Below are 14,407 nucleotides of genomic sequence, written 5' to 3'. Positions count from 1 at the left end.
TCTATCGTCGGGATGCGGTCGGGTAACAGCTGATCGTGCTTCCAGGGTATTACGGCGATGACGGGACGAGGGGCTTTGATGACGACCGGTGTCGGAACCGACTGGCAGTCCTGGCAGGAGAGCTGGGACCGGCAGCAGGAGTGGTACATGCCGGACCGCGAGGAGCGGTTCCGGGTGATGCTCGACATGGTCGAGGCTCTCGTCGGGCCCCGGCCGCGCGTACTGGACCTCGCGTGCGGCACAGGAAGTATCACGGCCAGGCTGCTCGCCCGGTTCCCGGAGGCCACCAGCACCGGCGTGGACCTCGACCCGGCGCTGCTCGCCATCGCCGAGGGCACCTTCGCGGGCGACCGGCGGGTCACCTTCGTGACGGCCGACCTCAAGGACCCGGGCTGGGCCGCGGAGCTGCCGTACGACTCCTACGACGCCGTCCTGACCGCCACGGCCCTGCACTGGCTGCACAGCGAACCCCTCACGGTCCTCTACGGACAGGTCGCCGAACTCGTCCGCGACGGCGGCGTCTTCATGAACGCCGACCACATGATCGACGAGTCCACGCCCCGGATCAACGCGGCCGAACGCGCGCAGCGCCACGCGCACATGGAACGGGCCCGGCAGGACGGCGCCCTCGACTGGGCCGCCTGGTGGGAGGTCGCCGCCGCCGACCCCGTCCTTGCGGGCCCCACGGCAAGGCGCTTCGAGATCTACGGCGAACACGCGGAGGGCGACACCCCGTCGGCCCAGTGGCACGCACGCGTCCTGCGCGAGAGTGGCTTCGCCGAGGCCAGGCCGGTGTGGTGCTCACCGTCGGACACGCTGCTGCTCGCGCTGAAGTAGGGGCACGCGAAAGGGGCGGTACGACACCGTCGTACCGCCCCTTTCGTCGTCGTACCGCTACAGCACCTTCGACAGGAACGACCTCGTGCGCTCGTGCTGAGGGTTCGTCAGGACCTCACGGGGGTCGCCGGACTCGACGACCACGCCGCCGTCCATGAAGACCAGGCTGTCGCCGACCTCGCGGGCGAAGCCCATCTCGTGGGTGACGACGACCATCGTCATACCGGACTCGGCGAGGTCGCGCATGACGTCGAGGACGTCACCGACCAGCTCCGGGTCCAGCGCCGACGTCGGCTCGTCGAAGAGCATCAGCTTCGGGTCCATCGCCAGGGCCCGGGCGATCGCCACCCGCTGCTGCTGGCCGCCGGAGAGCTGGGAGGGGTAGTTTCCGGCCTTGTCGGCCAGTCCGACCCGCTCCAGGAGCTCCCTTGCACGGTCCCTGGCCTGGCCCTTGTTCACGCCCTTGACCTGGACCGGAGCCTCCATGACGTTCTCCAGCGCCGTCATGTGGGGGAACAGGTTGAAGCGCTGGAAGACCATGCCGATGTCCCGGCGCTTCAGCGCGACCTCGCTGTCCTTGAGCTCGTACAGCTTGTCGCCCTTCTGGCGGTAGCCGACCAGCTCCCCGTCGACGTAGAGCTTGCCGGCGTTGATCTTCTCCAGGTGGTTGATGCACCGCAGGAAGGTCGACTTGCCGGAGCCCGAGGGGCCGATCAGGCAGAAGACCTCGCCCTGCTTCACTTCCAGGTCGATGCCCTTGAGGACCTCGACCAGACCGAAGGACTTGTGGACGCCCTCGGCCTTCACCATGGCGGTCATGCGGTGCCTCCCGCCGACGAACGGTTCGACAGGGACAACAGGTTCGCCCTGATCTTCTGGAACGGCGTGCTGGGGAGCATGCGGCTGGAGCCGCGGGCGTAGTACCGCTCCAGGTAGTACTGGCCCACGCTGAAGACCGAGGTCAGCACCAGGTACCAGGCGGCGGCGAGGAACAGCATCTCGGCCGGCGCGCCGGAGGTCTGCCCGATGTCCTGGGCGACGCGGAGCAGCTCCGAGTACTGGACCACGGACACCAGCGAGGTCGTCTTCAGCATGTTGATGACCTCGTTGCCCGTGGGCGGCACGATCACGCGCATCGCCTGCGGGATGACGATCCGGCGCAGCGTCTTGCTGTGGCTCATGCCCAGCGCGTGCGACGCCTCGGTCTGGCCCTCGTCGACCGAGAGCAGACCGGCCCGGCAGATCTCCGCCATGTACGCCGCCTCGTTGAGGCCGAGACCCAGCAGTGCCGTCAGGAACGGGGTCATGAACTGCGACCACTCGTCCTTGTAGATCGGCCCGAGGTTGATGTACTCGAAGACCAGGCCCAGGTTGAACCAGACGATGAGCTGGACCAGGACCGGGGTACCGCGGAAGAACCAGATGTAGAACCAGGCGACGGACGAGGTCACGGGGTTCTTCGACAGCCGCATCACCGCCAGCAGGATGCCGCCGACGATGCCGATGAGCATGCACAGCACCGTGAGCAGCAGCGTCTTGCCGACGCCGCTGAGGATGCGGTCGTTGAAGAAGTAGTCAGGGATCGCGCCCCAGTTGATCCTGCCCTGGGAGAACGCGTAGACGATGGCGCCCAGTGCGGCGAGCGCGATCACGGCGGAGACGTACCGCCCGTAGTGACGGACCGGGATGGCCTTGATGGCCTCCGGGCGGGGCGGCGGGGTGTCCGCCGGCCCGTCCGTCTTGTCGATGTCAACAGTCACCGGTGTTGCCTTTCAGCGGACTCTGCCCGCGATCACTTGCCGCCGTTGACGGTGGCCTGGGTGACCGCGCCGGCCTCGACGCCCCACTTCTTGATGACCTTGTCGTAGTCGCCGTTCTTGATGATGGCGTCGAGGGCGGCCTTGAGCGCGTCGCGCAGCTGGGTGTCCTTCTTCGCGACCGCGATGCCGTACGGGGCCGCCTCGACCTGCTCGCCGACGAGCTGGAAGTCGTTGCCGCCGCCGGAGGTCTTCACGGCGTACGCGGCGACCGGGAAGTCGGAGGAACCGGCGTCCGCGCCGCCGGCGCGCAGGCGGGTCTGGGCCTGCTGGTCGTTGTCGAAGGACTCCAGGGCGATCTTCTTGCCACCCGTGCACTTCTTCGACTCGGACTTGGCGAGGTCCTCGGAGACGGTGCCGCGCTGCACGACGATCTTCTTGCCGCACAGGTCCGACCACGTCTTGATGTCGGTGTTCTTGCCCTTCTGGGTGTAGATCGAGACACCGGCCGTGAAGTAGTCCACGAAGTCGACGCCCTCGCCGACCTTCTTGCCGGTGTCGGAGTCGACGCCCTCCTGGCGGTCCTTGGTGTCCGTCATCGCCGACATGGCGATGTCGTACCGGTCGGAGCGCAGACCCGTGATCAGGGTGTCGAAGGTGCCGTTCTCGAACTGGAACTTCACACCGAGCTGCTTGCCCATGGCGTCGGCGAGGTCCGGGTCGATGCCGACCACCTTGCCGGAGCTGTCCTTGAACTCGACCGGGGCGTACGCGATGTCCGAGCCGACCTTGATGACGCCCTTGTCGCGGATCTCCTTGGGCAGCTTGTCCGCCAGCGGGGCGGAGGACGTGGAGGCGGAGCTGGAGCTGTCCGAGCCGCTGTTGGTCTGGTCCCCGCAACCGGTGAGGATCAGGGCGCCTGCGACCGCGATCGCGCCTACCGCGGCTGTCCTGGTGCGCGCGGCGGTCGTACGACGGGTGGTGCTTGCGGTCATTTTGGGTTCCTCCGGCGGATGGGTGGAGTTGCCGATGGGGCGGGGCGGTCGCCGACGGGTTCGGCAGACTGCCTTCATTCCTCAGGTCGACGAGAGCACACGTCTTTGAGTGTCGCGACCTCGTGTGATTACGGCATCTTGCCATTCGGACTGGACCATTCAGGGAGACGGTCATGTCAAAATCGGATAACGGGTGACCCCCGAACCGGACCATGTCCGTACATCACGGCCGGACCATCTACGGGAATCTCGCATTCCGGCCGGAAGATCTTCGGTGCCGTTCGCGGGGCGGACGACCCGTACCTGGGTGGATCGGTATCGCCCGAGTGGCCCTCCGGTGATCGTCAAGGGGCCTCCGGCTGTTTGTCCGGATGCCGATCCATGATCCATGTCACGGCCCTCCGATGATCGATGATCGATTTGCGCCGCGGCGTGTGACCTTGGCCGTACTGGACTCGTCCTCGACGCCGTTCGTCCGGTAAGAAGGTTCTTTACACCCCTCATCCGGGGCTCAGGGCGCGTGTGCGGCGCGCCCGTCGCGCAGCGGCCCGTACGTATCCGTATGGGTCCACGACCAGGGCCGTGCGCGGTGCCCGCCCGCTCCTCAATCAGGAGCGGTCTCAACCCTCAAACCATGAAGACCTAAGGGGTACAACAAAGTGGCAGCGGAGATCGTCAATCCTCGCAGCGACAGCGATACGGGCCAGGACGGCGGGGCGGAGCCCCTCGATTCCTTCGACCCCGCGTTCGCGCTGCACCGCGGCGGCAAGATGGCTGTGCAGGCCACCGTGCCGGTCCGTGACAAGGACGACCTGTCCCTCGCGTACACGCCCGGCGTGGCGAAGGTGTGCAGCGCCATCGCCGAGCAGCCGGACCTCGTCCACGACTACACGTGGAAGTCGTCCGTCGTCGCCGTCGTCACCGACGGCACGGCAGTCCTGGGGCTCGGTGACATCGGGCCCGAAGCCTCCCTCCCGGTGATGGAGGGCAAGGCGATCCTGTTCAAGCAGTTCGGCGGGGTGGACGCGGTTCCGCTCGCGCTGGCCTGCACCGACGTCGACGAGATCATCGAGACCGTGGTCCGTCTCGCGCCGTCCTTCGGCGGCGTGAACCTCGAGGACATCTCGGCTCCCCGGTGCTTCGAGATCGAGCGGCGGCTCCAGGAGCGGCTCGACATTCCCGTCTTCCACGACGACCAGCACGGCACGGCCGTCGTGACGCTGGCCGCGCTGCGGAACGCCGCGCGGCTGAGCGGGCGGACCATCGGGGATCTTCGTGCGGTGATCTCCGGTGCCGGGGCGGCCGGTGTCGCCATCGCCAAGATGCTCGTCGAGGCGGGCATCGGGGACGTCGCGGTCGCCGACCGGCGTGGTGTCGTGTCCGCGGACCGGGACGACCTCACGTCCGTCAAGCGGGAGCTCGCCGGGTTCACGAACAAGGCCGGTCTGTCGGGGTCGCTGGAGTCCGCCCTGGCCGGCGCCGACGTCTTCATCGGGGTGTCGGGCGGGACGGTACCGGAATCGGCGGTCGCCTCCATGGCGGAGGGGGCCTTCGTGTTCGCGATGGCCAACCCCGACCCCGAGGTGCATCCGGAGGTCGCGCACAAGTACGCGGCCGTCGTCGCGACCGGGCGGTCCGACTTCCCGAACCAGATCAACAACGTGCTGGCGTTTCCGGGGATCTTCGCGGGGGCGCTCCAGGTGCGGGCCTCCCGGATCACGGAGGGCATGAAGATCGCGGCGGCGGAGGCGCTGGCGTCTGTCGTCGGTGACGATCTTGCGGCGGACTATGTGATTCCGTCGCCGTTCGACGAGCGGGTTGCTCCGGCGGTCACCGCGGCGGTTGCGGCGGCGGCTCGGGCGGAAGGGGTTGCTCGCCGCTGAGTCTGTTGAGCGGGGAGGTGGCTCCGTCCGGGCGTTGGTGTTCGGGCGGGGCCATTTCTTTGCCTGGGGGTTGGGCCGGTTGGGTCATGTGGTTGTCTGGGGGTGTCCGTCCTCGGTCCGGCGGCTCGGTCTCTTGAGCAGTTCTCGGTTCCGGACGCCGGCCGCTGCGGGCGGACACCCCCCACCCCGTCCCCTTCACGCTGTCGGCGGCAAACGGTCCGTTGGGGTGCGCGTGACTGCAACTCCCCGGGGGCGCGGGGAACTGCGCGACCAGCCACGACGGACCTCGAGCCGCCGAACAACCGAACCCGGCACCCCCGTGGGCAACTCTGCGGCACGTGTCACAACGCGTCCCGGTTCCCCGTGTCGCCGGGGGACCCTATCGTCAAGGTCATGTTCGCTGTCTACGCCGCCCGCATCGACCGCGACAACCCGCTCTCGGGACTGGAGTTGGGGGAGCGCCCGGCCCCCGAAGCCCGTTCGGGGTGGAGCGTCGTCGATGTGAAGGCCGCTTCCCTGAATCACCATGACCTCTGGTCCCTGCGCGGCGTGGGCCTCGCCGAGGACAAGCTGCCGATGATCCTCGGCTGTGACGCCGCCGGGATCGACGAGGACGGCAACGAGGTCGTCCTGCACTCCGTCATCGGGCAGAGCGGGCACGGTGTCGGGCCCAAGGAGCCGCGGTCCATCCTGACGGAGCACTATCAGGGGACGTTCGCCGAGCGGGTCGCCGTGCCGACCTGGAACGTGCTGCCCAAGCCGAAGGAGCTGTCCTTCGCCGAGGCCGCCTGTCTGCCCACGGCCTGGCTGACGGCGTACCGGATGCTCTTCACCAACGCGGGCGTACGGCCCGGTGACTCCGTGCTCGTGCAGGGCGCCGGCGGTGGTGTCGCCACGGCGGCCATCGTGCTCGGGAAGGCCGCGGGGCTGCGGGTCTTCGCCACCAGTCGGGACGAGGCCAAGCGGAAGCGTGCCCTGGAGCTGGGGGCCGTGGAGGCGCTGGAGTCCGGGGCGCGGCTGCCGCAGCGGGTGGACGCCGTCATCGAGACCGTGGGCGCGGCCACCTGGTCGCACTCGGTGAAGTCGCTCAAGCCCGGCGGCACGCTGGTCATCTCCGGTGCCACGAGCGGCGACCGTCCCTCGCACGCCGAGCTGACCCGGATCTTCTTCCTGGAGCTCAAGGTCGTGGGGTCGACGATGGGGACGAAGGACGAGCTGGAGGACCTGCTCGCCTTCTGCGCCGCCACCGGTGTGCGTCCCGTCATCGACGAGGTGCTGCCCATGGACCGGGCCCGTGAGGGATTCGAGCGGATCGCGTCCGGTGACCTGTTCGGGAAGGTCGTGCTCACCAACAGCTGAGGGCGTTGTTCTTCGTCGGCGGTCGGCTCCTTGCGGGTCGGCCGTCTGCGTTTGTCAACTTCGGTTGACGTCGGTCATGCTGTCAATGTAGGTTGACAGCATGACCGAAGCAACGGATCTCGCCGAACGGGCCGGTGACCGGGACCCCCGCGTCGGACTGCGTGCCGTCGCCGCGCTGCGCAGGCTGCTGGAGCAGCTGGAGTCGGTGCAGGTGCGCAGTGCGCGCAATCAGGGCTGGTCGTGGCAGGAGATCGCCGCCGAACTCGGTGTGAGCAGGCAGGCCGTGCACAAGAAGTACGGGAGGCATTGATGTTCGAGCGGTTCACCAAGGACGCCCGGGCCGTGGTCGCGGGCGCCGTCGAGCACGCCGAGGAGGCGGGGGCCGGGTCCGTGGACGCCGAGCACCTGCTCCTCGCCCTGCTGGACCGGGAGGGCAGCCGGGCCTCCTTCGCCCTCGCCGCCCTCGGGCTCGCGGAGCGCGGGGAGGCCGTACGGCAGGCGCTCGGTCAGGCCCGGCGGCGGGCCGGGCTGTCCCAGGCGGACACCGAGGCCCTGGCCGGGCTCGGTATCGACGTCTTGGAGATCGTCGCCCGGGTGGAGGAAGCGCACGGGGCCGGGGCTATGGCGGACGAGCGCGGCGGGCAGGGGCGGTGGCCCGGACGGCGGCGCCCCTTCGGCAAGGGGGCCAGGGAGACGCTGGAGAAGGCACTGCGCATCGCCGTGGCCCGGCGGGACCGGCACATCGGCGACGAGCACATCCTGCTGGCGCTGACGGTCAGGCCGGGGGTGTCCGGTGAGGTTCTCGCCGATCACGGGGTGACCCATGAGTCGGTGACGCGTGTCCTGTACGGCGGGGGCGCGGCGAAGGCCGGCTGAGCAGGGCCAGGGTCACCTGCTCCGGCTACCCGGCCACCTGCTCCGGTGCCTGGCCGCCTGCTCCGGTGCCTGGCCGCCTGCTCCGGCTACCCGGCCGCCTGATCCGGCGCCTGGCCGCTTGCTCCGGCGCCTGGCCGCCTGGCCGCCTGCTCCGGCCACCCGCTCCGGCGGTACGGTCCGGAGCCGTCGTACCGCCGGAGGCCGGCCGGTCACGCCTTCGGGGCCCGCAGCAGTGCTCCTATGTGCGCCGCCGCCGTCGACAGATGGCGGCGGGCGTCGCGGAGCTGGTCGGCCGTGATGCCGTGGTCGCGGGCCGCGTCCCGGACGTCGTCGCGGAAGCGGTCGAGCAGGCGGTCCAGGTCCCGGGCCGGGTTGCCGGTGGAGTCCTCGTGGGCCCAGGACGGTTCGTACTCGGCGGGGAAGTCCTCGGGGGTGTGGGAGTACTCCGGGCCGGATGCCGAGCCCTCGGCCTTCTCGAACCGCTCGGCCTTCTCCGACCTCGCGCCGCCCCGGCCGAAGCCGAAGTCCTTCCCGAACTCCTTGCCGTAGTCCTTCCCGAACTCACCGAACTCCTTGGCCAGTTCGGTCAGTCCCTCGCGCACCCCCGTCGGCCAGTCGCCGCGCGCGAAGTGGTCCTGCACCTGCTCCTGGACGCGGCGGGCGATGCGCTGCACCTCCTCCTGGGCCTGCTCCCTCGCCCGGTCCTGGGCCTCCTTGGCCTGGCGGCGGGCCCGCTGGGCCTCCTCACGGGCCCGGCGGCTCTCGTCCTTGGCGCGCCGGGCCTGCTCCTTCCACTCCTGCTTGACGCGGCGCATCTCCTCCTTCGCGGCCCGCCATGACTCCTTGTCGCCGTATTCCGTGAAGTCGCCGAAGGGGCCCTCGGACTCGGCGCCGGCGCCCTTGCCGGCGCTGCCGGATCCACGGCGGGCCTCGGTGGCCGCCGCCCGCATCTCGCGCCGCAGGTCGCCCGCCGCGCCGCGCACATCGGCCCGGATCTCCGCGGCGAGCTCGGCGACCGACTCGCGGATCTCCAGCTCCAGGTCGGCCAGTTCACCACTGCGGTCGGCCAGTTCGGCGCGGCCCGCGTCCGTGATGGCGTACACCTTGCGGCCGCCCTCGGTGGTGTGGGTGACCAGCCCCTCGGCCTCCAGCTTGGCGAGGCGGGGGTAGACGGTGCCCGCCGAGGGGGCGTACAGGCCCTGGAAGCGCTCCTCCAGGAGCCGGATCACCTCGTAGCCGTGGCGCGGGGCCTCGTCCAGCAGCTTCAGCAGGTAGAGGCGGAGGCGGCCGTGGGCGAAGACGGGGGGCATGTCAGAGCACCTTCTTGTCGGTCGTGCCGTCGGCCGGGGGAGTGGGTGTGTCCGTGGGGGTGGGGGGCTCGTCCTGGCCGGAGGGGGGATTGTCCCCCGGGGCACTGTCCCACGGCTCCTCCTCGTCCTCCCGGGCCGGGCGCCGCAGCAGGGCGATGGAGCCGGAGACGGTGGTGGCGCGGAGCTTTCCGGTGCCGGCGCCCAGGCGGCCGGTGACCTTGTGAGCGCCCCACTGGCCGTGCACCCGCAGGCCGTCGAAGGCGTTGGAGATCGTCCCGCTCGCGGTGTTGGCCTCCACCTCCGCGTCCGCCGGCTGGGGCAGCCGGATGGCGATCTCGCCCGAGACGCTGGTCAGCCGGACGTCGGTGGGGCCCTCCGGGTCGAGGTCCACGATCATCGAGCCGCTGACCGAGTCCGCCCGGACGGAGGAGCCCGAGCCCTCCACGACGGTGAGGTCCCCGGAGACCGAGTTGAAGCGCAGGTCACCGGTGACGGCCTGGGCCTCCAGGTTCCCGGAGACGGTGTCGGCGCGGACGGGCCCCGACAGGCCGACCAGGGTGGTGTCGCCGTTGACCCCCTTCACCACCGACGGGCCGCGCACCCCCGACACCACGGCCCCTGCGCTGACCACGCCCACTTCGACGCGGGTCTCGGCCGGCACCGCGAGGGAGACGACCGCGCTGCGCCGCCAGCCCTTGCGGTCGAGCCACTTGAGGAAGCCCTTCCAGGGCAGGTCCTCGTACGCCACGGTCAGGGTGCCTGCCTCCTGGGTGACGATCAGGGGCGGGCCCTCGATCTCCGAGACCTCCAGGCGGGCGGAACCTTCGTCCGTGCCCACCACGTTCACCGTTCCGTTGACGATGCGTACGTGAAGTTCGCGGACGGGCTCGTCGAAGGTGAGCTTGCTGGGCTCAGTGACGGACCACTCGGACATGGTGGCAGACCTCCCCGTAACAACGCGCCATATCGCGTCTCCTGCAATTCACGATATATCGTGGGCTCCGAAAGTCAAGGCACTCGTTCGGGGGAGGGGGCGGCCGTGGACGCGGCGGGACAACGCAAAAGGCGCCCCCGAAGGAGCGCCCCGCACACCACAGCAGCCCTTACTCGTCGTCCTCGTCGTCCAGGCGGGCCAGCCACGTGGCCAGCCGTTCCACCGGCACCTCGAAGTCGGGATTGAGGTCGACGAAGGTCCGCAGCTGCTCGGCCAGCCACTCGAAGGTGACCTCCTCCTCGCCGCGCCGCTTCTCCAGCTCTTCGATGCCACGGTCCGTGAAGTACATGCCGTCAAGGATAAGTGCGCACAAACGACCGGGCCGCACCCCTCCGGAGAGGAGTGCGGCCCGGCCGCTGCACCAGAGATGTTCAGCCGTTACGCCTCGAACACCTCACGCACCAGCTGCTCCTGCTCCGCCTGGTGCCGCTTCGCGGAACCGACCGCCGGGGACGACGAGTGCGGGCGGGAGATGCGGCGCAGGCGCTCGCCGTGCGGGACGTCGGCGCCGACCGCCAGGTCCAGGTGGTCGATCAGGTTGAGGGCGATGAACGGCCAGGCACCCTGGTTCGCCGGCTCCTCCTGGGCCCACAGGTACTTCTCGGCGTTCGGGTACTTGGCGATCTCCGCCTGGAGCTCGGCACCCGGCAGCGGGTACAGGCGCTCGATGCGGATGATCGCCGTGTCCGTGATGCCGCGCTTCTGACGCTCGGCCTCGAGGTCGTAGTACAGCTTGCCCGCCACGAAGACGACCTTGCGGACCGCGGCCGGGTCCACCGTCGCGTCGCCGATGACCGGGCGGAACTGACCCGAGGTGAACTCCTCCGTCTTCGACGCGGCGGCCTTCAGACGCAGCATCGACTTCGGGGTGAAGACCACCAGCGGCTTGTGGTGCGGGTTGTGCACCTGCCACCGCAGGAGGTGGAAGTAGTTCGACGGCAGGGTCGGCATCGCGACCGTCATGTTGTTCTGGGCGCAGAGCTGGAGGAACCGCTCGACACGGGCCGAGGAGTGGTCCGGGCCCTGGCCCTCGTAGCCGTGGGGGAGAAGGAGCGTGACACCGCTCGTCTGGCCCCACTTCTGCTCCGCCGCCGAGATGTACTCGTCGACGATCGTCTGCGCGCCGTTGACGAAGTCGCCGAACTGCGCCTCCCACAGCACGAGCGCGTCGGGACGGGCCAGCGAGTAGCCGTACTCGAAGCCCATGACCGCGTACTCGGAGAGCAGGGAGTTGTAGACGTTGTAGCGGGCCTGCTCCTCGGCGAGGTACTGGAGCGGGGTGTGCTCCTCGCCGGTCTCGCGGTCGATGAGGACCGCGTGGCGCTGGCCGAAGGTGCCGCGCTGGGAGTCCTGGCCCGACAGGCGGACCGGGGTGCCCTCCAGGAGCAGCGAGCCGACGGCGAGGGTCTCGCCCATGCCCCAGTCGATGGTGCCGTCCTCGACCATCGCCGCGCGCCGCTGGAGCTGCGGCAGCAGACGCGGGTGGACGTGGAAGGTGTCCGGGATGTTGACCTGGGACTCGGCGATCCGCTTCACGGTCTCCGTGGAGATCGCGGTGTTCACGGCGACCGGGAACTCGGCCTGCGGGTCGGAGACGGGACCGGCGGCAGGCTGGGCCGTGACGGCCTCGCGGACCTCGGTGAAGACCTTCTCCAGCTGGCCCTGGTAGTCCTGGAGCGCTTGCTCCGCCTCTTCCAGGGTGATGTCGCCGCGACCGATGAGGGACTCGGTGTAGAGCTTGCGCACCGAGCGCTTCTTGTCGATCAGGTCGTACATCAGCGGCTGGGTGAAGGCCGGGTTGTCCGACTCGTTGTGACCGCGGCGGCGGTAGCAGATGAGGTCGATCACCACGTCCTTGTTGAACGCCTGGCGGAACTCGAAGGCCAGTCGCGCGACGCGGACCACGGCCTCCGGGTCGTCGCCGTTCACGTGGAAGATCGGGGCCTCGATCATGCGGGCCACGTCGGTGGCGTACATCGACGAGCGCGAGGACTCCGGCGCCGCCGTGAAGCCGACCTGGTTGTTGATGACGATGTGGACCGTGCCGCCGGTGCGGTAGCCCCGCAGCTGCGACATGTTCAGGGTCTCGGCCACCACGCCCTGGCCCGCGAAGGCCGCGTCACCGTGCAGGGCGACCGGCAGGACGGTGAAGTCCGTGCCGCCCTTGTTGATGATGTCCTGCTTGGCGCGGACGATGCCCTCGATGACCGGGTCGACCGTCTCCAGGTGGGAGGGGTTCGCGGCCAGCGAGACCTTGATCTGCTCGCCGTCCAGACCGGTGAAGGTGCCCTCGGCGCCCAGGTGGTACTTCACGTCGCCGGAGCCGTGCATCGACTTCGGGTCGAGGTTGCCCTCGAACTCGCGGAAGATCTGCGCGTACGACTTGCCGACGATGTTCGCCAGGACGTTCAGGCGGCCGCGGTGGGCCATGCCGATGACGACCTCGTCCAGGCGCGACTCGGCGGCCGAGTCGAGGACCGCGTCGAGCAGCGGGATGACGGACTCGCCGCCCTCCAGGGAGAAGCGCTTCTGGCCGACGTACTTCGTCTGGAGGAAGGTCTCGAACGCCTCGGCGGCGTTCAGCCGGCGCAGGATGCGCAGCTGCTCCTCGCGCTCCGGCTTGGTGTGGGAGCGCTCGATGCGGTCCTGGATCCACCGGCGCTGCTTCGGGTCCTGGATGTGCATGAACTCGACGCCGGTGGTCCGGCAGTACGAGTCGCGCAGCACACCGAGGATGTCGCGCAGCTTCATCAGGGACTTGCCGGCGAAACCGCCGACCGCGAACTCCCGCTCCAGGTCCCACAGGGTGAGGCCGTGCTCGGTGATGTCCAGGTCGGGGTGCTTGCGCTGGCGGTACTCCAGCGGGTCGGTGTCGGCCATGACGTGGCCGCGGACCCGGTAGGAGTGGATCAGCTCGAAGACACGGGCGGCCTTGGTGACGTCGTCGTCGTGCGAGGCGTCGATGTCCTTGAGCCAGCGGACCGGCTCGTAGGGGATGCGCAGGGCCTCGAAGATCTCGTCGAAGAAGCCGTTCTCGCCGAGCAGCAGGTTCGCGACGATCCGCAGGAACTCGCCGGATGCGGCGCCCTGGATGACCCGGTGGTCGTAGGTCGACGTGAGCGTCATGACCTTCGAGATGCCGAGCTTGTTCAGGGTGTCCTGGGAGGTGCCCTGGAACTCCGCCGGGTAGTCCATGGAGCCGACGCCCATGATGACCGACTGGCCGGGCATCAGACGCGGCACGGAGTGGACCGTACCGAGGCCGCCGGGGTTGGTCAGGGAGACGGTGACGCCCGAGAAGTCGTCCATCGTCAGCTTGCCGTCACGGGCGCGGCGGACGATGTCCTCGTAGGCCTGCCAGAACTCGAAGAAGTTCAGCGTCTCGGCCTTCTTGATGCCCGCGACGACCAGCTGGCGGTCGCCGTTGGGCTTCACCAGGTCGATGGCGAGGCCGAAGTTGACGTGCGGGGGCTTGACGAGGGTGGGCTTCCCGTCCTTCTCCGCGTAGTGCCAGTTCATCGACGGCATGGCCTTGATGGCCTGCACCATCGCGTAGCCGATCAGGTGCGTGAAGGAGATCTTCCCGCCCCGGGCGCGCTTGAGGTGGTTGTTGATGACGATGCGGTTGTCGAAGAGCAGCTTCACCGGGACCGCGCGCACGGACGTGGCCGTGGGCAGCTCCAGGGAGGCGTTCATGTTCTTCGCGACCGCGGCGGCGGGACCGCGCAGCGTGATCAGCTCCGGGCCCTCCGGCGAGGAGGCCTGCGCGGCGGGCTTCGCGGCGGCGGGCTTCGCGGGAGCGGCCGCCGGCTTGGCGGCCGGAGCCGCCTGGGCCGGGGCGGCGGGCGCGGCGGCCTGGGCCGGAGCCGGAGCGGCGGCGGGCTTCGCGGCGGCGGGAGCCGGCACGGCCGGGGCAGCCGGCGCAGGAGCCTGGGCCGGAGCCGCGGCGGCCGGAGCCGGGGAGGTGGTCCCTGCGGCCCCCGCGGCCGCAGTACCCGCCGGAGCCGGAGCGCCCGCAGCACCCGGCTTGTAGTCGGCGAAGAAGTCCCACCAGGCTCGGTCTACCGAATTCGGGTCCTGGAGGTACTGCTGATAGATCTCGTCGACGAGCCACTCGTTCGGGCCGAACGCGGCAGCGGGGTTCTTGCCCGCTTGGTCTGCGTCGGTCGAGATGCTCGAGTTACTGGGGGACTGTGGCGACACGGCGGCAACCGCCCTCTTCCGCTTCACAAGGTGATGGACAGCGGGAATAAAGGCTACGCCCCCAGGACCCCGAAGGTCAGGCCGGGCCCGTCCATCGTCGTGTAAGTCACATGAAACAGCGGGTTTCGGGGCCGGAAATGGCGGGAAACAAGCGGGGTTCCGTTCTGTGACGGCCGGTTCGGGAAGCGCCGAG

General features: G+C 69.5%; 12 protein-coding genes. 5 read left to right on the top strand and 7 right to left on the bottom strand.

The window, feature by feature from the left end; all coding sequences use genetic code 11:
* Positions 1-78: 78 nt before the first annotated feature.
* On the top strand, positions 79-837 hold the full coding sequence (locus IF54_RS0119790; RefSeq protein WP_030320455.1) for a class I SAM-dependent methyltransferase: 759 nt from the start codon (positions 79-81) through the stop codon (positions 835-837).
* 57 nt (positions 838-894) lie between these two features.
* On the opposite strand, the gene IF54_RS0119785 is transcribed toward IF54_RS0119790, so the two are convergent.
* Genes IF54_RS0119785 through IF54_RS0119775 form a run of 3 tightly spaced genes read right to left on the bottom strand, consistent with a single transcriptional unit; the run spans position 895 to position 3,589 of the window.
* The gene (locus IF54_RS0119785; protein WP_030320453.1) at positions 895-1,656 is read right to left on the bottom strand and encodes an amino acid ABC transporter ATP-binding protein; all 762 of its coding nucleotides are present in this window, start codon (positions 1,654-1,656) and stop codon (positions 895-897) included.
* Positions 1,653-2,597 (bottom strand): amino acid ABC transporter permease, encoded by a 945-nt coding sequence (locus IF54_RS0119780; RefSeq protein WP_030320450.1) that lies wholly within the window; start codon positions 2,595-2,597, stop codon positions 1,653-1,655. Before IF54_RS0119780 ends, IF54_RS0119785 begins: the two co-directional genes overlap by 4 nt.
* A 32-nt stretch (positions 2,598-2,629) precedes the next feature.
* Positions 2,630-3,589 carry an ABC transporter substrate-binding protein gene (locus IF54_RS0119775; protein ID WP_030320448.1) on the bottom strand — a complete coding sequence of 320 codons (960 nt, stop codon included), beginning with the start codon at positions 3,587-3,589 and terminating at the stop codon, positions 2,630-2,632.
* A gap of 659 nt (positions 3,590-4,248) precedes the next feature.
* Between IF54_RS0119775 and IF54_RS0119770 the strand changes: the two genes are divergently transcribed.
* The 4 genes from IF54_RS0119770 (at position 4,249) to IF54_RS0119755 (ending at position 7,707) form a co-directional block, all read left to right on the top strand.
* Positions 4,249-5,472, top strand: a complete 1,224-nt coding sequence (locus IF54_RS0119770; RefSeq protein ID WP_030320445.1) for an NAD(P)-dependent malic enzyme — start codon at positions 4,249-4,251, stop codon at positions 5,470-5,472.
* A 393-nt stretch (positions 5,473-5,865) separates the two neighbouring features.
* Positions 5,866-6,831 carry a zinc-binding dehydrogenase gene (locus IF54_RS0119765; RefSeq protein ID WP_030320444.1) on the top strand — a complete coding sequence of 322 codons (966 nt, stop codon included), beginning with the start codon at positions 5,866-5,868 and terminating at the stop codon, positions 6,829-6,831.
* Between the two features lie 100 nt (positions 6,832-6,931).
* Entirely contained in the window at positions 6,932-7,141 is a 210-nt protein-coding gene (locus tag IF54_RS0119760) for a helix-turn-helix domain-containing protein (RefSeq protein ID WP_007384656.1), read from the top strand.
* On the top strand, positions 7,141-7,707 hold the full coding sequence (locus IF54_RS0119755; RefSeq protein WP_030320441.1) for a Clp protease N-terminal domain-containing protein: 567 nt from the start codon (positions 7,141-7,143) through the stop codon (positions 7,705-7,707). The genes IF54_RS0119760 and IF54_RS0119755 overlap by 1 nt, the downstream gene beginning before the upstream one ends.
* Before the next feature lie 209 nt (positions 7,708-7,916).
* Here IF54_RS0119755 and IF54_RS0119750 read toward each other — a convergent pair whose 3' ends face one another.
* The 4 genes from IF54_RS0119750 to IF54_RS0119735 all read right to left on the bottom strand — a co-directional run bounded on the left by IF54_RS0119750 (position 7,917) and on the right by IF54_RS0119735 (position 14,214).
* A complete protein-coding gene (locus IF54_RS0119750; protein ID WP_030320440.1) occupies positions 7,917-9,017 on the bottom strand; it encodes a PadR family transcriptional regulator in 1,101 nt (366 codons plus the stop codon).
* Between the two features lies 1 nt (position 9,018).
* Positions 9,019-9,951: a DUF4097 family beta strand repeat-containing protein gene (locus IF54_RS0119745; RefSeq protein WP_030320439.1), complete on the bottom strand. Its 933-nt coding sequence runs from the start codon at positions 9,949-9,951 to the stop codon at positions 9,019-9,021.
* Between the two features lie 169 nt (positions 9,952-10,120).
* Positions 10,121-10,300, bottom strand: coding sequence for a DUF6104 family protein (locus tag IF54_RS0119740; protein ID WP_003992906.1), 180 nt, complete (start codon positions 10,298-10,300; stop codon positions 10,121-10,123).
* 89 nt (positions 10,301-10,389) lie between these two features.
* The gene (locus IF54_RS0119735; RefSeq protein WP_030320438.1) at positions 10,390-14,214 is read right to left on the bottom strand and encodes a multifunctional oxoglutarate decarboxylase/oxoglutarate dehydrogenase thiamine pyrophosphate-binding subunit/dihydrolipoyllysine-residue succinyltransferase subunit; all 3,825 of its coding nucleotides are present in this window, start codon (positions 14,212-14,214) and stop codon (positions 10,390-10,392) included.
* Positions 14,215-14,407: the final 193 nt, after the last annotated feature.

Source organism: Streptomyces sp. NRRL B-3229 (genome assembly GCF_000719505.1).
Taxonomy (GTDB): Bacteria; Actinomycetota; Actinomycetes; order Streptomycetales; family Streptomycetaceae; genus Streptomyces; species Streptomyces griseorubiginosus.
This window is presented reverse-complemented; position numbering and strand designations above follow the sequence as displayed.

Bases quoted from the DNA above. Each gene is read 5' to 3' on its own strand.
- IF54_RS0119790 (WP_030320455.1), top strand. From the start codon at position 79: ATGACGACCGGTGTCGGAACCGACTGGCAGTCCTGGCAGGAGAGCTGG.
- IF54_RS0119785 (WP_030320453.1), bottom strand. From the start codon at position 1,656: ATGACCGCCATGGTGAAGGCCGAGGGCGTCCACAAGTCCTTCGGTCTG.
- IF54_RS0119775 (WP_030320448.1), bottom strand. From the start codon at position 3,589: ATGACCGCAAGCACCACCCGTCGTACGACCGCCGCGCGCACCAGGACA.
- IF54_RS0119765 (WP_030320444.1), top strand. From the start codon at position 5,866: ATGTTCGCTGTCTACGCCGCCCGCATCGACCGCGACAACCCGCTCTCG.
- IF54_RS0119760 (WP_007384656.1), top strand. From the start codon at position 6,932: ATGACCGAAGCAACGGATCTCGCCGAACGGGCCGGTGACCGGGACCCC.
- IF54_RS0119755 (WP_030320441.1), top strand. From the start codon at position 7,141: ATGTTCGAGCGGTTCACCAAGGACGCCCGGGCCGTGGTCGCGGGCGCC.
- IF54_RS0119750 (WP_030320440.1), bottom strand. From the start codon at position 9,017: ATGCCCCCCGTCTTCGCCCACGGCCGCCTCCGCCTCTACCTGCTGAAG.
- IF54_RS0119745 (WP_030320439.1), bottom strand. From the start codon at position 9,951: ATGTCCGAGTGGTCCGTCACTGAGCCCAGCAAGCTCACCTTCGACGAG.
- IF54_RS0119740 (WP_003992906.1), bottom strand. From the start codon at position 10,300: ATGTACTTCACGGACCGTGGCATCGAAGAGCTGGAGAAGCGGCGCGGC.